Source organism: Sphingobium sp. TomTYG73, assembly GCF_055394245.1.
In genome coordinates, this window is the sequence record NZ_AP027340.1 from 416,246 (window position 1) to 435,731 (window position 19,486).

Below are 19,486 nucleotides of genomic sequence, written 5' to 3' on the forward strand. Positions count from 1 at the left end.
GATCAGGAAACGGCAGCTTTCAGGATTTTGCCCGGAGTGCGGGGCGGTTCGCCCTTGGGAAGGGCGTCGACATGTTCCATGCCGGAGGTGACTTCGCCCCATACGGTGTACTGACCGTCAAGGAAGGTCGCGTCGTCGAAGCAGATGAAGAACTGGCTGTTCGCGCTGTTCGGGTTCGACGAGCGGGCCATGGAACAGACGCCGCGGACGTGCGGTTCGCGGCTGAATTCAGCCTTGATGTCCGGGAGCTTCGACCCGCCCATGCCGGTGCCGGTCGGATCGCCGCCCTGCGCCATGAAGCCGGGGATCACGCGGTGGAAGACGACGCCGTCGTAAAAGCCTTCCTTCGCCAGCTGAGAGATGCGTTCGACGTGACCGGGCGCCAGATCGGGACGCAGCTTGATCACGACGTCGCCGCCGCTGTCGAGGGTAAGGGTGAGCGTTTCGTCGGCCATGGAAATCTCCTCTTGAGGGGGAGTGGGGAAATGTTGGTCCATATAGAGCGTTGGGGCGGGGATGGAAGCGCCTCAATCAATCTTTGGGGCATTGCTTTTAATTCATTCATGAGCAAAAGCAGCCGAATGTTACAGGAACCGGACAGTAGGGGACGCGATGAGCGAGCGAGCCGATATGGCCGAACCCCGGCCCGACGACCTGCCTGTTGACGACAAGATCGTTGAACAGCCTGAATCCCGTCATGACGAGGATGACCGGCTGAAGCCTGCATTTGTTTCCGCCGTGCTGGACGCGGTGGAAGATGAGGACCGCGATCGCGCGCGCGAACTGGTGTCGCCGCTGCACCCCGCCGACATTGCCGACCTTCTGGAACTCACCCCCTCCGACCGGCGCGGGGAAGTGGCGGCGGCGCTGGGCGACCTAGTGGGCGCGGAGGTGCTGTCCGAGCTTAACGACTATGTCCGCGACGACCTGCTCGATGCGCTGGAGCCCAAGCAGGTGGCCGAATTCGCCGCCGAACTGGACACCGACGACGCGGTCGCGATCATCGAGGACATGGAGGAGGCCGATCAGCAGGCTGTCCTCGATGCGATGGAGCCCGAAGATCGCGCCGCGATCGAAAACGCGCTGTCCTATCCGGAAGAATCCGCCGGCCGCCTGATGCAGCGCGACTTGGTCGCGGTGCCCGAGCATATGACGGTCGGGCAGGTGATCGACTATCTGCGCGACAATCGCGACCTCACCACCGATTTCTGGGAAATCTTTGTGGTGGACGAGGCGCATAAGCCGATCGGCACCTGCCAGTTGAGCTGGATACTCACCTGCCCGCGTTCCATCGCGATGGCGGACGTTATGAAGCGTGAGCAGACGCTGATCCCGGTCGATATGGATCAGGAAGAAGTGGCGCTGCGCTTCCAGAAATATGCGCTGATTTCCGCCGCTGTTGTGGATGCGAGCGGGCGACTGGTCGGCATGATCACGGTCGATGATATCGTCCACATTATTTCCGAAGAAGCGGGCGAGGATATCCTGCGCCTGTCGGGTGCGGGCGAGGGCGACATCAACCAGCCGATATTGGAGACGGTGCGCACGCGCCTGTCCTGGCTGGTGGTGAATCTGGGCACGGCGGTGCTGGCGGCTTCGGTAGTCGGGCTGTTTCAGGCCACCATCTCGAAATATGTGGTGCTGGCGGTGCTGATGCCGATCGTGTCCGGCATGGGCGGCAATGCGGGGACGCAGACCATGGCGGTGGCCGTGCGCGCGTTGGCGACAAACCAGCTGACCAGTTCGAACACGATACGGCAGATTGCGCGCGAGTTTCGCATTGCGAGCGCCAACGGCACGGCGCTGGGGATATTGATCGGCGTCGCGGTGGGGCTGATCTACGGCAATCATGACCTTGGCCTTGTCATTGCCATGGCGATGCTGATCAATAATCTGGTCGCAGGGTTGGCGGGCATATTGGTGCCAGTGACGCTCGACCGGTTCGATATCGATCCGGCGGTGTCTTCGGCGGTGTTCGTGACGACGATGACCGATGTGATGGGCTTCTTTTCCTTTCTGGGATTGGCCACGATCTGGGGCTTGTGACGGGGCTTGACCGTTCGCGTTCAGCGCCCATCTTCTGCTGATGCCGCTTCATCTCACCAAGATCGCCTTTGGCAGTGAAAGCCCTGCGACGCTGCGTGCCTGGCTGGAAAGTCATGGCGAAGAGGCGCGGCTGACGACGCGCTATTTGCCCAAGCGGGTGACGGAGATGGAGGGCGGGTCGCTTTACTGGATACATCAGCACAGGCTGGTGGGGCGCAGTCCGTTGATCGGGTTTCAGGAAACGGGGCAGGGGCGGTTCTGGATCAGGCTGGAGCCGCGACTGATCGCGGTGCGGGGCGCGCCGAAGCGGGCGCATCAGGGGTGGCGCTATCTGGAGGATAAGGATGCGCCGCCTGATCTGGGATCGGATGAGGTGGATGATCTGGATGCTATGCCGCCTGCGATGCTGGGGGAGTTGGCGCGGTTGGGGTTGGTTTAGGGTGAGCGGGATGCGTAATATATAATGCCCGTTCGCCCTGAGCTTGTCGAAGGGCTTCACTTTTCTTCAAGCCCAGCATTTGAAGGGAAGTGATGGGCTTCGACAGGCTCAGCCCGTATGGGGGGTGAGGCTATTTTGCGGGAGGAAAGCCCTTCGACAGGCTCAGGGCGAACGGAGGAGGGGTGGTGCTGTTGGGCACTCAGGTTGTTCGACGGGTTTGAGGGCAAATGGGTTTTTAGGCCGCCTTGCCTTGTAGCGCCTTCTGGCGCCGTCTCTGCACCGAAGACCCAATCCCCAACGCTTCCCGATATTTCGCGACCGTTCTTCTGGCGAGGTCCATGCCTTTGGCGCGGAGCAGGTCGACCAGCGTGTCGTCTGACAGGATCGCGTCGGGCGCTTCGGCAGCGATCAGGGCCTTGATGTGGCTTTTCACCGCTTCGGCTGAAACCGCGCCGTCTCCACTGGCCGCCGAGATGCCGCTGGTGAAGAAATATTTGAGTTCATAGACGCCGCGCGGGCAGGACAGATATTTGTTCGATGTCACGCGGCTGACGGTGGATTCGTGCATGCCGATAGCTTCGGCCACCATCTTGAGCGTGAGGGGCTTTAAGTGCGCGACTCCCTTGCGGAAGAAGTCCTCCTGACAGCGGACGATCTCGGTCGCGACCTTGATGATCGTCTTCTGCCGTTGGTCGAGCGCCTTTACCAGCCAGTTCGCGCTGGCGAGACAGTCGGCGAGCCACGCCTTTGACGCTCGGTTCTGTGGGCCAGACGAGAGTTCCACATAATAGCTGCGGTTGATGAGCAGGCGGGGGAGGGTCGCGCTGTTGATTTCGATCGACCAGCCATCGCGCGCGGGATTGACGAAGATGTCGGGGGTCACCGGCGCCGCGCGATCGGTGGAATAGCGCAGGCCGGGCTTGGGATCATAGCCGCGCAGTTCGCGGATCATGTCGGCCATATCCTCCTCATCCACGCCGCAGATGCGGCGCAGTTGGGGCAGCGCGCCACGGGCCAGCAGGTCGAGGTTGGCGAGTAGCTTCGCCATGCAGGGGTCGTATCGATCCGCTTCCTTGGCCTGAAGTGTCAGGCATTCGGCGAGCGAGCGGGCGCCGACGCCCGTGGGATCGAAGCTGTGGATGACGCCGAGGACCTGTTCGGCCTGCGCGAGGGGGACGCCCAGCGCATGGGCGGTTTCGAGGAGGTTGGCTTCCAGATAGCCTGCCTCATCAATCTGGCCGATCAACTGCGTGGCGATGAGCAGGTCCATGCTATCGAGCGCGCTGCGCGCTTGGTCCATCAGATGTTCCTGAAGGCCGATTTCCGGATTGGCGAAGCTGTCGAAGTCGATCGCTTCGCCGCCGCCCTGAAGCATGTCGTGGCCGCCTGATCCCACGGCGCTGACGGCGCGATCGGAGGGGCCGTCGTCGATGAAGGTTTCCGCGCCATAATCGACGTCGAGCGGTGCATCGGATTCGGCGTGGCCCTGACCGATCAGGGCATCGATCCCGCCGGTTTCGGGGGCAAGCGCAGGAAGGTCGATCTGCGCGTCTATGCCATCGGCGGCGGGCGCGTTGTCTATGAGGCCGCCCGTCTCCAGCAACGGGTTTTTTTCAAGCTCAGCCGCGACGAAAGCGTCGATTTCGAGATTGGAGAGGGCCAGCAGTTTGATCGCCTGCTGAAGCTGCGGCGTCATTACCAGCGACTGGCTTTGCCGCAGGTCGAGACGAGGCCCGAGCGCCATCAGCCGGAGCCCTTGCCGTCATGCTGAAGGGAAGGGCGGGGGCCAGTCATCTCAGAGCGAGAAATTCTCGCCCAGATAGAGGCGGCGGACTTCGGCATTGGCGACGAGTTCAGTCGGGCTGCCTGTGAAGAGCACTTGCCCGCCATAGATGATGCAGGCGCGATCGACGATTTCCAGCGTCTCGCGCACATTATGGTCGGTGATGAGGACGCCGATGCCCCGCGTCTTGAGCTGCTTCACAAGGTCGCGAATGTCGGCGATGGACAGGGGGTCGATGCCCGCGAAAGGCTCGTCGAGCAGGACGATGGACGGGTTGGCAGCGAGGGCGCGCGCGATTTCGCAGCGGCGGCGTTCACCGCCGGACAACGCCATGGCGGACGAGTTGGCGAGCCGGGTGAGGCCGAATTCGTCGAGCAATTGCGCAAGGCGGGCGTCGCGGGCGGATTTGTCGGGCTCCGCCAGTTCCAGCACGGCGCTGATATTCTGGGCGACCGTGAGGCCGCGGAAGATGGACGTTTCCTGCGGCAGATAGCCAAGGCCCAGGATCGCGCGGCGGTACATGGGCAGGCCGGTAATGTCCTCACCGTCAAGGATGATGCGGCCATGATCGGGGCGCACAAGACCCATGACGGAATAGAAGCAGGTCGTCTTGCCCGCGCCGTTGGGGCCGAGCAGGCCGACAACCTCACCCTTGCCGACCGTCAGCGAAACATCGGTCAGGACGGCGCGCTTGTCATAGCTTTTGGCGATGGAGACGACGGACAGTCCGTCGCTCACTTCCTGCGCGGACATGCGCCTGCTGGCGCTTTGTCTATCCTGAATCACGACGTCGTCCATTACTCACCCTTGCTGCGACATGGTTAGCGTCAAGTAAAATACTCGCGCGGCCGAGGCAATTGGCAAGCTTTGTGCATGGGATGGCGCTCGGGGCAAGGGGAAAATCGGTGATTTCGGCATCCAGGGCGTCGAAAGCTTGATTTGGTGGGCCGCAAGGGTCAGGGCGGTAAAAGCTGTGCCACCCGGTTGCAGGGCCAAGCTAAACGCTGCTGTGCAATCGACGCGGATAATAAGAGGCGAGGAATGAGGATAGAAGAGGCCGGAGCGGCCGAGGGATGGGCGCATGCGCTGATCCGGCAGCCGGTGGAGTCGTTGATCGAACAGGCTGAGGCAATGACCTTGGCCGCATTCGGGGCGACCGTCACCTATTCGCGCAAGGTTTTCATCCCGCTGACTCACCTGTGCCGCGATGTCTGCCATTATTGCACCTTTGCCAAGGCGCCGCGCCATGCGGGGGCGCCCTATCTGTCGATCGAACAGGTGCTGGAGATTGCGCGCGCGGGCGAGGCGGCGGGATGCCGGGAGGCGCTGTTCACGCTGGGGGACCGGCCGGAGGATCGCTATACGGTGGCGCGGAATGGGCTGGCGGCGCTGGGTCATGACACGACGCTGAGCTATCTGCGTGAGGCGGCGGCTGCGGTGCTGATGGAGACGCGCCTGTTGCCGCATCTGAACCCCGGCATCATGGGTGACGATGATCTGGCGATGCTGCGGCCGGTCGCGGCATCGATGGGGCTGATGCTGGAAAGCACGGCGACGCGGCTGTGCGAAAAGGGCGGGCCACATCATGGTTCGCCCGACAAGGTTCCGGCGGTGCGGCTGGAGGCGATCGAGGCGGCGGGGCGCGCGCGGGTGCCCTTTACCACCGGACTGCTGATCGGCATCGGCGAGACGCGGATGGAGCGGGTGGAGGCGCTGCTGGCGATCCGGGATGCGCATGCACGGCATGGCCATATTCAGGAAGTTATCATCCAGAACTTCCGGGCTAAGCCGGATACGCGGATGGCCGATCATGCCGAACCGCCGGTGGAAGAACATCTGTGGACGGTCGCCGCCGCGCGGTTGATTTTGGGGCCGGATATGACCATCCAGGCGCCGCCCAATCTCCAGCCCGATGGCCTTGCGGCGTTGATGCGCGCGGGCGTCAATGACTGGGGCGGGGTGTCTCCGGTAACGCCCGATCATGTGAATCCGGAAGCGCCCTGGCCGCATCTGATGGCGCTTGGCGCGGCGGCGGCGGCGGCGGGGCGTGTGCTGACCGAAAGGCTGGCGGTGGGGCCGGTCTATGCCAAGGAGCCGGAGCGCTGGCTGGAGCCGGACATCGCGCTGAAGGTCCGTCGGGCGGTGGATGCGCGGGGGCTGCCGATCGTCGAGCGATGGCGCGCGGGAGCGGGTGAGGCGCCGCCGCTGCTGCCACTTGGCGGACGGACGCTTTCGGCCAAGCGGATCGATGCGATATTGGGCAAGGCGGCGGCGGGGCGGGGGCTGGACGAGAGCGAGATCGTCACGCTGTTCAAGGCTACCGGCTCGGATGTGCGGCGAGTGATAGATGCCGCCGATGCATTGCGGCGCGAGGCGGTGGGTGACGCGGTCACTTATGTCATCAACCGCAACATCAATTATACGAACATTTGCACCTATAAATGTGGTTTCTGCGCCTTTTCCAAGGGGACGGCGAAGGCGCTGCGGGGGCCTGCCTACCGGCTCGATCTGGACGAAGTGGGACGTCGCGCGGCCGAAGCGCAGGCGCGGGGCGCGACCGAAGTGTGCCTGCAGGGCGGCATCCATCCGGACTATGACGGCCACACCTATCTGTCGATTGTGAAGGCGGTGCGGGATGCGGCGCCGGGCATCCATGTCCATGCCTTTTCCCCGCTGGAGATTACGCATGGCGCATCGACGCTGGGCATGGGGCTGGAACCCTATCTGGCGATGTTGAAGGAGGCGGGGCTGTCGACCCTGCCCGGCACGGCCGCCGAAATACTGCATGAGGAAGTGCGGGCGATCATCTGTCCCGACAAGCTGTCGGCGGATGAGTGGATCGCCGTCATGCGCGCCGCGCATCGGGTCGGCCTGAAAAGCACCGCGACCATCATGTTTGGCCATGTCGACGATTATCGCCACTGGGCGCGGCATTTGCGGGTGGTGCGCGATCTTCAGGCGGAGACGGGCGGCTTTACCGAGTTCGTGCCGCTGCCCTTCGTCCATATGGAAGCGCCGATGTGGCGAAAGGGCAAGGCACGGTCAGGCCCCAGCTTCCGTGAAGCGATGCTGATGCAGGCGGTGGCGCGGATCGCGTTGCATGGCGCCATCCCGAACATCCAGGCGAGTTGGGTGAAGCTGGGCGAGGAGGGCGTAATTGCTGCACTTGGCGCGGGCGTCAATGATCTGGGGGGAGTGTTGATGGACGAGTCGATCACGCGTGCGGCAGGTGGCACGCATGGCCAATTTTTCGATGTGGAGCGTATGCACCGCACGGCCGAGGCGGCGGGCCGCTTCGCCCGGCAGCGCACGACGCTCTATGGCACAGTCAAGCAGGAGGTAGCCGCCTGATGGGCGATCAAACTGGAACCCCCCGGTCGCGGCGCTTGCGATCATTGCTGTTCGTACCTGGCGACCGACCCGAGCGGATGCGCAAGGCGTTGGCAAGCGGCGCGGACGCGTTGATCCTCGATCTTGAAGATTCCGTTGCCATTGGTGCCAAGGCGGGGGCGCGGGAAGAGGTGGCGGCGTTCCTGAAGGAGGCTGCGGACAGCGAAGTCATGCTTTTCGTCCGGGTAAATCCGCTCGACGGCGGACTCACGGATGCGGACCTCGACGCGGTGATCGGGGGCCGCCCGGCCGGGATCATGTTGCCCAAGGCGGAGGGCGCGGCGTCGATCAGGGATTTGGACCAGCGATTGCGCCAACGAGGCGATGATCGGGCGCTGATCCTGCCTATCGCCACGGAAACCCCCAAGGCGATCTTTCGGTTGGGTGAATATGGTGATGTGTCGGAGCGGTTGGCGGGCCTGACATGGGGGGCGGAGGATTTGCCCGCCGCGATCGGCGCCCTTTCGGCACGGCATGCCGATGGCAGCTATACGTCACCCTATGAGATAGCGCGTGCGCTCACGCTATTTGCAGCCTGCGCCGCCGATGTGCCGCCGATCGAGACGGTATATCCGGCGATTCGGGATCTGGATGGTCTCGCGGCCTATGCGCAGCGCGGCGCGCGCGACGGTTTTCTGGGCATGATGGCCGTACATCCTGACCAAGTGCCGGTGATCAATGCCGCCTTTACGCCGTCGGAAGAGGAGATTGCGCGGGCGCAGGCGGTAGTAGATGCGTTTGCGTCCAATCCCCGCGCGGGGGTCCTGACATTGGATGGCAAAATGATCGACCGACCTCACCTTAAGAAAGCGCAGGCGCTGCTGGCTCGTTGTTGAGCCTGATCCGTCCGGGTTGACGGTCCCTCTCCCATATGGGAGAGGGTGGACATGGGTTCTCTCTGGGCCGATCAGAATGAGCTGTTCCTGCCTCTGGTGGACGGTATTCATGAAAGCCCGCCTTTTGGCGCTTTCATCCGCAATCTGGTGGGGCGCACCTATGCGCGGCGGGCTTTTCTGATCATCTCTCTGGCCAATGCCATGCCTGAGCAGGAACCGACCGTCATCCACATCGCCGCGCCGCGCGCGTCGCAGGAGCCGCCTTTGGACTTCCGGCGGCTGGATGCGTTGCGCCTGCATCCTTATGGATCGCTGCGTCCGGGGCGCGTCTATGCGCTGGACGAGATGCTGAATTACGATGACGCGGATGAATTGGTGCGGCAGCGCGAGGCGTTGAACGAAATGAACATCCGCTATGGCCGATGGATGCGTGTGGCGGCGGGCGGGGTGGCTGATGCACATTTCCTGCTGGTGAGAGAGCGGGAGGATTTTTCCGCCTCTGCCGTTGCCGTGCTGTCGAGCATCGTGCCGCATTTCGCCGCTGCGCTGCGGACGCTGGTGGCGTTGATCGAGGCGCGATTGCAGGTTGCCATGGCGCAGGGCGCGCTTTCCCGGTTGGGCGTCGCGCAACTGGCGTTCGATTGGGGCGGTCGGGTGATGGCTGCTGATCCTGCGGCCGAGGCGATGCTAGCCTTCACGATGAAGCCGGGACCAAGTCCGGAGCGGCGGTTGCAGTTGCTGCCCGAAGCTACTCATGCGCTCAACCGGGCCTGCGCGGAAATGGCATCGGCGCCACCGGGCGCGACGCGGGTGATCCGGATCGACGATAGCAGGGATATCGACCTGTTGCTGCGCAAGTCGGACCTGGCGCTGAGTGAACCGTGCGCCTTGCCCGCCGTGATAGGGATAGTGCGTATGGCCCGCCGCGAGCCTGCGCAGGCGGCAGTGGGTACTTTGGCGGCGTTGCATGGCTTGTCGGGCAGCGAGGCGGCGCTGGCTCACGCGCTGAGTTTGGGCGAAAGCATCGTTGGGGCGGGTGAGCAGCTTAATCTGACCACGGAAACGGCGCGTAATTATTCGAAGCGGATATATGAAAAGACGGGGGCGAAGGGGCAAGCGGATCTGGTGCGGCTGATCCTCACGGGGCTGGCGCCCTTTGCATGATGGCGTGCGATCCAGCCATTTCCGCTGTTTTGAAACTGCAGATTTTTCATCGTTCGACTGCAAGTTTCGCGGCCTGTCGTCTGGCGCTTTGACGGAAAAGTGGATAAAGGGCCGCCCAACGCTACGCATATCAATTTGGAGGGGCAGGCGACTATGAGCAATAAGAAGGCAGCCCTCGAAGGCATCCGCGTCATCGACATGACTCGGGTGCTCGCAGGCCCCGTGGGCGCGCAGATATTGGGCGACCTGGGCGCCGACGTGATCAAGGTGGAACGTCCGGGCGTTGGAGATGATGGCCGGGTATATGGTCTTGCCGAGGTGAAGGGCAAAGATGGAATGAATGTCCGCCAAGCGGGCTTTTTCACGGCGGCTAACCGCAATAAACGATCGATCACGCTGAACCATAGCAAGCCTGAGGGGCAGGAAATCCTGCGCAAGCTGGTAGAGACTGCGGACGTCCTGATCGAAAATTACAAGGTGGGCGATCTGAAGCGGTTCGGGCTGGATTATGAGAGCCTGAAGGCGATCAATCCGCGCCTTATCTATTGTTCGGTCACGGGCTTTGGCCAAACGGGACCGATGGCTGCGCGGCCGGGCTATGATGGTTTGTTCCAGGCGACGGGCGGGATGATGGCCGTCACCGGCATTCCGGACGGGCAGCCGGGAGCCGGGCCGCTCAAGGCTGGTCCTAGCCTCGTCGATTTCATCACCGGCCATAATGTCGCCATTTCCATACTGGCGGCACTCCAGCATCGTAACCAGACTGGTGAGGGTCAGCATGTCGATATCGCCCTTCTGGATAGTTCGGTCGCGATGGTCAGCCATATCATGCAGGATTATCTGCTGAGTGGCGTGGTCCCGCCGCGCCTTGGCAATGGCGGCAATGGCGGCGGCCCCGCTGATCTCATCCATACCAAGGATGGCATGCTGTATCTCACCGCTGGCGGTGACGAGCATTGGCGGCGTTTGACGGTGCTGATGGGACAGCCTGAACTATATCAGGACCCCCGCTTCGATGAGAATTTCAAGCGCGGCAAGTTGAACCGTCTGGAGTTGATGGACATCATCAATGAATGGAGCCGTGGCTTCACCTCTGAAGAGCTTCAGGCGAAGTTTGATGAGGTGAGCATCCCCGCCGCGCGCTACAATGAGCTGCCCGAGGTTTGGGAAGATCCGCAGGTCCAGCATCGCGGCCTTCGGGTGACGACGCCGCATCCCTGGGCGGAGGCCGGTACGGTCGACCTGATCGCCAGTCCGCTGGCCAATATGTCCGAAACGCCAGCGACGATCCGCCGGGCGCCGCCGCTTCTTGGTGAACATAGTGCCGAGGTGTTGGGCGAACTAGGCTATGACGAAGCGCGCATCGCCGAACTGCATGGATCGAAAATCATCTGATCGGGTGGCTCCGGCGGCTCTTATGGGGTCGCCGGATATTCCTCATCCTCTGGGTTCTCTTGGCATAGCTAATCCGCGTTCGGCGATGATGTTGCGTTGTATCTGGTCTGTACCGGCGTAGATGGTATCGGACCGAGACATGAGGTGCATGGTTGTGAGGGGACCCATGCGTTCGTCGTTGATGCCTATTTCGCCTTGTTGTCCCATGACCGCCATGGCGAGGTCGCCGAGCGCCACGTGCCAGCGGGACCAGTAGAGCTTGTAGGTATAGGCGGCGCCTGTGAGTTCGGGATTGGCTTCGCTGCCTGAGAGCATGCGCAGGGCGTTGTAGCGCATGATCTTGAGCCCGGCATGGGCGGTGGCGATCTTCTGGCGGGTGAGGGGGTCGGTTGCCTTGCCGTTGGCCTTGGCGATGGCGATGATGTCGTCGAGTTCGTTCCTGAACTGCATCTGCTGGGCGAGGGTGGATACCCCGCGTTCGAACCCGAGCAGGGCCATGGCGACCTTCCAGCCTTCGCCTTCTTCGCCAATGCGGTCGATCGCGAGCGCTTCCGCGCCATCGAAGAACACTTCGGCGAACTCGGCCTCGCCGGTCATCTGGCGGATCGGGCGGGGGGTGACCCCGGGCTGGTCCATGGGGACCATGAGGAACGAGAGGCCCTTGTTGCCGACGCTCCCGGGCTGCGTGCGGGCAACCACGAAGCACCAGTCGGCGATCGTGCCCATCGAGGTCCAGATCTTCTGCCCATCGATGATGTAACGGTCGCCTTCGAGCCGGGCCTTGGTCTTGACGTTGGCCAGGTCCGATCCCGCGCCGGGTTCAGAATAGCCCTGGCACCAGATCGCCTTGCCGGTGGCGATGTCGGGGAGGAACCGGGCCTTTTGCTCTTCGCTGCCCATCGCGATCAGCGTTGGCCCGAGCAGCTCGACCCCCAGGTGCCCGGCACGCGGCGGTCCCTTGGCGCGGGCATATTCCTCGGCGAAGATGATCTGCTGGGCGATCGAGGCACCCCGCCCGCCCCATTGCTCAGGCCAGCCAATGACGCTCCAGCGCGCTTCGCCCAGGGCGGCTTCCCAGGCGCGGCGTAGCTCGACATTGTCGACCTGGTTGGTCTGGCCGCGGATGGCCTTGAAGGGACCGGCGAGCTGCTCGTTGAGCCAGCTCGCGGCCTCCTCGCGGAAGGCTTTCAATTCAGGGGCGAAGGCGAGTTGCATGGATCAGGCGACCTCGAACAGACCGGCCGCGCCCATGCCGCCCGCGACGCACATGGAGACGACCACATATTTGACGCCGCGGCGCTTGCCTTCGATGAGGGCATGGCCAGCAAGGCGCGAGCCGGTCATGGCGAAGGGGTGGCCGATGGCGATGCCGCCGCCATTGACGTTGAGCTTGTCCGGATCGATGCCCAAGGTGCGCTGGCAGTAGATCGCCTGGTTGGCGAACGCTTCGTTGAGTTCCCACAGGCCGATGTCGTCCATCTTGAGGCCTGCGCGCTCGAGCAGCTTGGGGATGGCGAATACAGGACCAATGCCCATTTCGTCGGCGCCGCAGCCTGCGACCTGAAAACCCCGATAGATGCCGAGGATGGGCAGGCCTTCCTTCTGCGCGGTGGCAAGGTCCATGACGACCTGGGCCGAGGCGCCGTCGGATAGCTGGCTGGCATTGCCCGCGGTGACGTGCTTGCCTTCCTTGATGACCTGTCCGTTCTTGAACACGGGCTTCAGCTCCGCGAGCTTTTCGTAGGTCGTGCCCGCGCGGATGCCCTCGTCACGGTCAAGCGTCAGCTCTTCCTTGCCGGTCTCATTGCCTTCCTTGTCGAACAGGGCCTTGGTGACCGTGATCGGAACGATTTCGTCATCGAACTTGCCTGCGGCCTGGGCGGCGGCGGCGCGCTGCTGCGACTGGGCGGCAAAGCGGTCCTGGTCCTCGCGGCTGATGCCATAGCGCTCGGCGACGATCTCGGCGGTCTCGATCATCACCATATAGGCGTTGGGATCGCGCGCCTTGATGAACTCGGAGCGGTTGCGGAAGGCGGGATAATGCTTGTCGATGGTGAGCGAGACATTTTCCACGCCGCCCGAGACGGCGCAGTCAATCTCATTGGCGATGATGCCGCGTGCGGCGAACGCCAGCGCATTGAGGCCGGACGAGCATTTGCGGTCCATCGAAAAACCGCTGGTGGTGTCGGGGAGGACCGAGCCATGGACGGTCAAACGGCCGACATTGTAGCTTTGCGTGTTCCACTGGTTGGCGACGCCCAGATACACGTCATCGACGCGGGCGGGATCGATGCCAGCGCGGGCGATGGCGGCGTCGACCACATGGGAGGACATGAACGGCGCTTCGGTGTCGTTGAACGCGCCGCGATAGGCTTTGCCAACGCCAGTGCGGGCGGTCGAGATGATGGCTGCTTCACGCATGGGTAAATGTCCTTGTCTATTTCTATGTTTCGCGCCCGCCGGGAGAAGGTGGGCGGCTTAGAAGCCGTGCATGTTGGTGGGGCCCCAGAAGGCGCGCATTTCAATCACTTCATTGGCGTCGTTGAAGCGGAAGGTGTCGATGACGTCGATGCGCTTGTGGCCGCCATCATAGTTGAGGTTCACCGAGAAGGGGAAGACGGCATAATCGCCTGCCACGCGCACCGGGCCTTCGAGCTTCAATTTCGCGCCGGTCTGCATCGATTGCGCGTAAAAGGCGCGAATGGCTTCGCGGCCCTTGTGGATGGGCGAGCCGATCGGGTCTTCAACGGTTGCATCCTGCGCATAGAGGGCGGCGACCTGGTCGGCGCTGCCCGCTTCGAACGCGGCGACATAGGCGTGGACGGCGGATTCCATCTTGACGGGATCGGGCATGGTTTTGGCTCCAGCTGGGGTAGCGGCGAGAAGGCTCAATGTGAGGGCGAGGATGGCGCGGGCCAAGGCCGTTATTCCGGAAAATAGCGGTTGATGGTATCGACCACGCAGGCGGGCTTGTCTTTTCCTTCGATCTCGACGGTGACGCGGATCACCGCCTGGATGGCGCCGCCCTTCACTTCCTCGACCGAGACGATTTCGCCGGTACCGCGAATGCGCGAGCCAACGACCACCGGATTGAGGAAGCGGGTCCTGTCCATGCCGACATTGACCCCTGCGGAAAACCGCCGGACCTCGACGATCTGGGGCATGAACAGGTTGACGAGGGAAAGGGTCAAGTAACCATGCGCGATGGTCGCGCCGAACGGACCGTCCTTGGCGCGCACCGGATCGACATGGATCCACTGATGGTCGCCGGTGCACTCGGCAAAGGCGTCGATCCGCGGCTGGTCGATGGTGAGCCAGTCGGCGGTGTCGAGCTTGGTGCCTTCCTTGCCGAGCAGGTCGCGGGGATTCTCGAAGATGGTCGCCATCTTACGCCCGCTGGCTCGAGACCGCGACGATCTCGCCGGTCATGTAGGAGGAGAGGTCAGAGGCGAGGAACATCATCACATTGGCGATTTCCCAGACCTCGGCGGGGCGCTTGAACGCTTCCTTCTCGACCAGCTTGTCCAAAGCTTCCTGGGTGGTCACCTTGGCGAGGAAGGGGTGCATGGCAAGGGATGGCGAGACCGCATTGATGCGTACGCCATGTTCGGCCGCCTCGATCGCGGCGCAGCGGGTGAAGGCCATCACCCCTGCCTTTGCGGCGGCATAATGGGCCTGGCCCTTTTGCGCGCGCCAGCCCAGCACCGAGGCGTTGTTGACCATGACGCCCGACTTGTTGGCATACATTGACGGCAGGAAGGCGCGGGTCATGCGGAACAGCGAGGTCAAGGTGACGTCGAACACGCGCGCCCACTGCTCGTCGGTCATATCGACGATGTCGGCCTCGCCGCCCAGGCCCGCATTGTTGATGAGGACATCGACCTTGCCCAATGCTGCGAGCGATGCGTCGCGCAGGGCCTGCACGGCCTCCTCGCTGGTGACGTCGCACACGAAGGTGGCGGGACGCTCGACCTTGGCTTCGTCAGCGATGCGGTCGGCCGCTTCATTGAGGCGGCGTTCGTGGAAGTCGCTGATGAGGAGCTTTGCCCCTTCCTCGGCGGCGCGCTTGGCGGCGGCAAAGCCGATGCCGGTGCCGGCCGCGGCGGTGACGACCACGGTCTTGCCCTTGAGCATGCCGAGCGGGGTCGGATAGGGGGGCACAGGAGAAGTCGGGGTCATGCGGCGTCCTTCATGATGATCTGGGCGAGGGCTTCGCGATGCTGGTCGGGGGTTCCGAGCCAGCTGGCGCAAGCTCTGGCGCGCTTGAAATAGAGATGGGCGTGATGTTCCCAGGTAAAGCCGATGCCGCCATGAAGCTGGATGGCGTCGCCTGCGACCGAGCAATAGGCGTCGGAGACATAGGCGCGCGCGGCATGGGCCGCCTCGGCCAGTTCCTCGCCATTTTCATCGATCGCGGCGGCGGCATAATAGGCGGCCGAGCGCGAGGCTTCGACCAGCAGCATCATGTCGGCGAGCATATGTTTATAGGCTTGGAAGGAGCCGATGAGGCGGCCGAACTGGACGCGCTGCTTGGCATAGTCGACGGTGGCGTCGAGGCTGTACTGCATGCCGCCGGTCTGTTCGGCGGTGAGCAGGCCAGCGCCGATGGTGAGGGTGCGCGCGATCGCGGCCTTGGCGCTGCCGGGGGCGCCCAGGATCATCTCCGGCGTCACGGCGCAATCGAAGGTCAGCGTCGCAAAGCGGCGGGTGCGGTCGAGCGCGGGCAGCGCCTCGATGACGAGGCCGGGGGTGTCGGCTTCGAGGACGATGAGGCTCTCGTCAGCGGTGGCCACCACGATCAGCTCTGCCACATGGCCGAAGGTCACGAACTGCGCGGTGCCGCTGAGCTTGCCGTTGGTGAGGGTCGGGCGGCTTGCGGTCCCGGCGAAACTGGCGCGCGTGCCCGACGCGAGGCGGGGGAGCAGCGCTGCCTTCTGTTCCTCGCTGCCTGCCGCCAGGATGGCTTGCACGGCGAGCACGGCGGTCTCGAAGAAGGGCACGGGCGCGAGGACCCGGCCGGTTTCTTCGAGGACCAGCGCCATTTCGACCGCGCCCAGGCCAAGGCCGCCTTGGGCTTCGGGGATCATCAGTCCGGCAAAACCCATTTCGCCAAGGCTCGACCACAGGCTCTCGTCAAAGCCGCTCGTCCCTTCGACGGCGGCGCGGATGACATCCGGGTTGGCGGCGTCGGTCAGGAAGTCACGCGCCGCTTCCTGGATCGCGCGCTGGTCGTCGCTGAGCGCGAAGTCCATCAGGCGGCTCCGTAAACGGGCTTTGCAGGCTCGCGGGTTTGGAGAAGCCCCCGCACGATCGCGTCCATCTCGCTGGCGTCAATCCGCGCACCCTTGTCGAAGGCGGGGCTGTCGGTCCAGCCTTGCGAGAGGAAGACCTGTCCGCCCTTCAATTCAAACACCTGGCCCGTCACGCCCTTCGACTGTTCCGACACCAGATAGGCGACCAGCGGCGCCATGTTTTCCGGCGCGAACAGGTCGAACTCGCCTTCTTTCGCCTCCATGTCGAACGCGCCGGTATTGGTCATGCGGGTGCGGGCATTGGGCGCGAGCGCATTGGCGGTGATGCCCAGGCGGCCAAGCTCGGCGGCCTGTACGAGGGTGAGCGTGGCGATGCCGCCCTTGGCGGTCGAATAGGCCGACTGGCCGACCGAGCCCTGCAAGCCCGCGCCAGAGGTCGTGTTGATGATGCGCGCATCGACCGGGTTGCCGGCCTTGCTTTGCGCGCGCCAATATTCAGCGGCGTGGCGCGAGGTGCAGAAATGGCCGCGCAGATGGACGCGGATCACCGCGTCCCATTCTTCCGGGCTACAGGTGAAGAACATGCGGTCGCGCACGAAGCCTGCATTGTTGACTACGGCATGCAAGCTCCCGAAGCTGTCGAGCGCCTGTTCGACCATGCGCTTGCCTGAGTCCCATTCAGCGACATCGTCGGTGTTGGCGACGGCCTCGCCGCCCATGGCGCGGATCTCATCGACCACCTGCTCGGCCGCGCCCTTGGTTTCGCCCGCCTCGCCATGGGTGCCAACGCCAAGGTCGTTGACCACGACCTTGCAGCCTTGCGCCGCGAGACCCAGCGCATAGGCCTTGCCCAGCCCATTGCCCGCCCCGGTCACGATCGCAACACGTCCTTCGCAGATACCCACTTGCCTTACTCCTTCATTGCGCTGCGACGGGGATCAGCAGATGCTGGTTCAAGTCCCCAACGAGATCGAGCAGGGAATAATCCCGCCCGGAAAAATGCCATGCCCCGTCCGTGCGGACGAAGGCGTCATGATAGCGGCCCGCGCAGATCGCCTGGAGCGGCAGGTCCTGCGTTGCCTGAAACACGGTATAGTAAGAGCGGCAGGTGGCGGTGCCCGCGTCCTCGTCCACCTCGACGATGGGATTGGTGATGACATGTTTGGTGCGCGGCGTGCCATCGTCATGGATGCGCACATGAGCGCGCCAGAGCGCCAGCATCGGCGCTGCGCCTTCGACCATTTCGCCGCCGCCGGTCTTGATCGCCGCGCGCTCGAACAGGGCGGCGACGCCTTCGAGGTCGCCTGCGTCCATCAGTTCGGCATAGCGGTAGAGGAGGTTGGTGATGGCGACAGCGCTGTTCATGCTTGGCCTTCCCGCTGCGCCGCCTGTTTCTCACGATGCTGCGCGGTCTCGCCGGTGAGGCGCACGGCGACAGCGTCCGACGCCACGCGCTGCGCCTGCCGCTCCGGGCTGGCTTCGCGCAGCGGCTCGGCCTCGACCAGCCCAGTCAGCGCGGCCTTGGCGAGCTTTTGATATTCGCCCTCGCCATTGTTGCGCCAGGTGACCTGATGCGGCTCGAAGGTCTTGACCACCTTGGCCGGATTGCCGACGACCAGGCTGCGTGGCGGGGTCACCGTGTCGGACTTCACAAGGGCAAGGGCGGCGACGAGATTTTCGTCACCTATGACGGCATTGTCGAGGATCACCGCGTTCATCCCGACAAGCGCATTTTCGCCGATCTCGCAGCCATGGATGATCGAGCCATGGGCGATGGTCGCGCCGCGACGGATGACCGTGTCGCGCAACTGGTTGGCATGGACCGACACATTGTCCTGGATCGAGCTGTCGCCTTCCACCACGATCCGCCCGAAATCGCCCCGCAGCGAGGCACCCGGCGCGATGAAGCAGCCCGGCCCCACGATCACGTCGCCGATCAGCGACGCGAGCGGATGGACGTAGCTGGTCGGATCGACGACGGGGGTGATCCCCTGATAGGCGTAGGCGGGCATGGAGCGCCTCGTCTCTTAGAGCCGCTCGATGATGGTGACGTTGGCCTGGCCGCCGCCTTCGCACATGGTCTGGAGGCCATAGCGGCCGCCGGTGCGTTCAAGGGCGCCCAGCAGCGTGGTCATCAGCCGCGCGCCGGTAGCCCCGATCGGATGGCCGAGCGCGATCGCGCCGCCCTGCACATTGACCTTTTCGTGCGGGATAGCGAGTTCCTTCATCCAGGCCATGGTGACGCTGGCAAAGGCCTCGTTGCATTCGAACAGATCGATGTCGCCGATCGCCATGCCCGCCTTCTTGAGCGCATATTGGGTGGCGGGGATCGGGCCGGTCAGCATCCACACCGGGTTGGCGGCGCGGACGGACAGGTGATGGATGCGCGCGCGGGGCTTGAGGCCATGGTCCTTGACCGCCTGCTCGCTGGCGATCAGCAGCGCGGCGGCGGCGTCGCAATTCTGGCTGGCGACCCCTGCGGTGACGATGCCGCCTTCATTGACGGGCTTCAAGGACGCGAGGCCCTCAAGCGAGGTGGTGGGGCGGATGGTTTCGTCGCGGGTGAGGCCCTCGAGCGGTGCGACTTCATGATCGAACCAGCCATTGTCCCAGGCGGCCTGCGCGCGCTGGTGGGAGGCGAGGGCGAAGGCTTCCATCGCTTCCCGGCTGATGCCCCATTTGTCGGCGATCATCTCGGCCGACTTGATCTGGTTGACCTCTTCCATGCCATAGCGCTCGACCCAGCCCTTCGACCCGTGGAACGGGCTGTCGAAACCATATTGCGCGCCCGCGATCATCGCGGCCATGATCGGGATCTGGTTCATCGCCTGGCTGCCGCCCGCGACCACCAGATCCTGGGTGCCGCTCATCACGCCTTGCGCGGCGAAGTGGACGGCCTGCTGCGAAGAGCCGCACTGGCGGTCGACGGTGACGCCGGGGATTTCCTCCGGCAGGCCTGCGACCAGCCATGCGGTGCGGCCGATATCGCCTGCCTGGCCGCCGATCGTCTCGGTGCAGCCCCACACCACGTCATCGACGCCTGACGGGTCGATGCCGGTGCGCTTGACCAGTTCGCGGATCGGGTGCGCGCCAAGGTCGGCGGGATGGACGGCGGCGAGGCTGCCCTTCTTGCGGCCGATGGGGGTGCGGACGGCGTCGACGATATAGGCTTCAGGCATTT

General features: G+C 63.9%; 19 protein-coding genes. 6 read left to right on the forward strand and 13 right to left on the reverse strand.

Going from position 1 to position 19,486, the window contains the following annotated elements:
- Positions 1–2: 2 nt before the first annotated feature.
- On the reverse strand, positions 3–455 hold the full coding sequence (locus ACZ5TH_RS14795; RefSeq protein ID WP_449469813.1) for a peptidylprolyl isomerase: 453 nt from the start codon (positions 453–455) through the stop codon (positions 3–5).
- A 157-nt stretch (positions 456–612) separates the two neighbouring features.
- Between ACZ5TH_RS14795 and mgtE the strand changes: the two genes are divergently transcribed.
- Both mgtE and ACZ5TH_RS14805 read left to right on the forward strand, forming a co-directional pair.
- On the forward strand, positions 613–2,046 hold the full coding sequence (gene mgtE / locus ACZ5TH_RS14800) for a magnesium transporter (protein WP_464773106.1): 1,434 nt from the start codon (positions 613–615) through the stop codon (positions 2,044–2,046).
- 40 nt (positions 2,047–2,086) lie between these two features.
- On the forward strand, positions 2,087–2,485 hold the full coding sequence (locus ACZ5TH_RS14805; protein ID WP_464795707.1) for a DUF1489 family protein: 399 nt from the start codon (positions 2,087–2,089) through the stop codon (positions 2,483–2,485).
- A gap of 235 nt (positions 2,486–2,720) precedes the next feature.
- Here the strand turns inward: ACZ5TH_RS14805 and rpoN are convergent, their stop codons facing one another.
- Complete coding sequence (rpoN, locus tag ACZ5TH_RS14810) at positions 2,721–4,229, reverse strand: RNA polymerase factor sigma-54 (RefSeq protein WP_464795708.1); 1,509 nt, start codon at positions 4,227–4,229, stop codon at positions 2,721–2,723.
- Positions 4,230–4,280: 51 nt separating this feature from the next.
- The gene (lptB, locus tag ACZ5TH_RS14815) at positions 4,281–5,066 is read right to left on the reverse strand and encodes an LPS export ABC transporter ATP-binding protein (RefSeq protein ID WP_460988423.1); all 786 of its coding nucleotides are present in this window, start codon (positions 5,064–5,066) and stop codon (positions 4,281–4,283) included.
- 243 nt (positions 5,067–5,309) lie between these two features.
- On the opposite strand from lptB, the gene cofH reads away from it, so the two are divergent.
- The 4 genes from cofH (at position 5,310) to ACZ5TH_RS14835 (ending at position 11,053) form a co-directional block, all read left to right on the forward strand.
- Positions 5,310–7,619 (forward strand): 5-amino-6-(D-ribitylamino)uracil--L-tyrosine 4-hydroxyphenyl transferase CofH, encoded by a 2,310-nt coding sequence (cofH, locus tag ACZ5TH_RS14820; protein WP_464795709.1) that lies wholly within the window; start codon positions 5,310–5,312, stop codon positions 7,617–7,619.
- Positions 7,619–8,494 (forward strand): HpcH/HpaI aldolase/citrate lyase family protein, encoded by an 876-nt coding sequence (locus ACZ5TH_RS14825; protein ID WP_464795710.1) that lies wholly within the window; start codon positions 7,619–7,621, stop codon positions 8,492–8,494. Before cofH ends, ACZ5TH_RS14825 begins: the two co-directional genes overlap by 1 nt.
- A 51-nt stretch (positions 8,495–8,545) precedes the next feature.
- A complete protein-coding gene (locus ACZ5TH_RS14830; protein WP_464795711.1) occupies positions 8,546–9,658 on the forward strand; it encodes a helix-turn-helix transcriptional regulator in 1,113 nt (370 codons plus the stop codon).
- Positions 9,659–9,811: 153 nt separating this feature from the next.
- A complete protein-coding gene (locus ACZ5TH_RS14835; RefSeq protein ID WP_464795712.1) occupies positions 9,812–11,053 on the forward strand; it encodes a CaiB/BaiF CoA transferase family protein in 1,242 nt (413 codons plus the stop codon).
- A gap of 42 nt (positions 11,054–11,095) precedes the next feature.
- Here the strand turns inward: ACZ5TH_RS14835 and ACZ5TH_RS14840 are convergent, their stop codons facing one another.
- Genes ACZ5TH_RS14840 through ACZ5TH_RS14885 form a run of 10 tightly spaced genes read right to left on the reverse strand, consistent with a single transcriptional unit; the run spans position 11,096 to position 19,484 of the window.
- A complete protein-coding gene (locus tag ACZ5TH_RS14840) occupies positions 11,096–12,268 on the reverse strand; it encodes an acyl-CoA dehydrogenase family protein (RefSeq protein ID WP_464795512.1) in 1,173 nt (390 codons plus the stop codon).
- Positions 12,269–12,271: 3 nt separating this feature from the next.
- Complete coding sequence (locus ACZ5TH_RS14845) at positions 12,272–13,474, reverse strand: acetyl-CoA C-acyltransferase (protein WP_464795511.1); 1,203 nt, start codon at positions 13,472–13,474, stop codon at positions 12,272–12,274.
- Positions 13,475–13,531: 57 nt separating this feature from the next.
- Complete coding sequence (locus ACZ5TH_RS14850; RefSeq protein WP_464795510.1) at positions 13,532–13,972, reverse strand: nuclear transport factor 2 family protein; 441 nt, start codon at positions 13,970–13,972, stop codon at positions 13,532–13,534.
- Positions 13,973–13,977: 5 nt separating this feature from the next.
- Positions 13,978–14,439 (reverse strand): MaoC family dehydratase, encoded by a 462-nt coding sequence (locus ACZ5TH_RS14855; protein ID WP_464795509.1) that lies wholly within the window; start codon positions 14,437–14,439, stop codon positions 13,978–13,980.
- Between the two features lies 1 nt (position 14,440).
- Positions 14,441–15,232 (reverse strand): SDR family oxidoreductase, encoded by a 792-nt coding sequence (locus ACZ5TH_RS14860; protein WP_460988414.1) that lies wholly within the window; start codon positions 15,230–15,232, stop codon positions 14,441–14,443.
- Positions 15,229–16,305, reverse strand: coding sequence for an acyl-CoA dehydrogenase family protein (locus ACZ5TH_RS14865; protein ID WP_464795508.1), 1,077 nt, complete (start codon positions 16,303–16,305; stop codon positions 15,229–15,231). The genes ACZ5TH_RS14860 and ACZ5TH_RS14865 overlap by 4 nt, the downstream gene beginning before the upstream one ends.
- On the reverse strand, positions 16,305–17,210 hold the full coding sequence (locus ACZ5TH_RS14870; protein WP_464795507.1) for an SDR family oxidoreductase: 906 nt from the start codon (positions 17,208–17,210) through the stop codon (positions 16,305–16,307). Before ACZ5TH_RS14870 ends, ACZ5TH_RS14865 begins: the two co-directional genes overlap by 1 nt.
- A 13-nt stretch (positions 17,211–17,223) precedes the next feature.
- On the reverse strand, positions 17,224–17,670 hold the full coding sequence (locus tag ACZ5TH_RS14875; RefSeq protein ID WP_464795506.1) for a nuclear transport factor 2 family protein: 447 nt from the start codon (positions 17,668–17,670) through the stop codon (positions 17,224–17,226).
- Positions 17,667–18,317, reverse strand: a complete 651-nt coding sequence (locus ACZ5TH_RS14880) for a gamma carbonic anhydrase family protein (RefSeq protein ID WP_464795505.1) — start codon at positions 18,315–18,317, stop codon at positions 17,667–17,669. The genes ACZ5TH_RS14875 and ACZ5TH_RS14880 overlap by 4 nt, the downstream gene beginning before the upstream one ends.
- Positions 18,318–18,332: 15 nt before the next feature.
- Positions 18,333–19,484, reverse strand: coding sequence for an acetyl-CoA C-acetyltransferase (locus ACZ5TH_RS14885; RefSeq protein ID WP_464795504.1), 1,152 nt, complete (start codon positions 19,482–19,484; stop codon positions 18,333–18,335).
- Between the last annotated feature and the right edge of the window lie 2 nt (positions 19,485–19,486).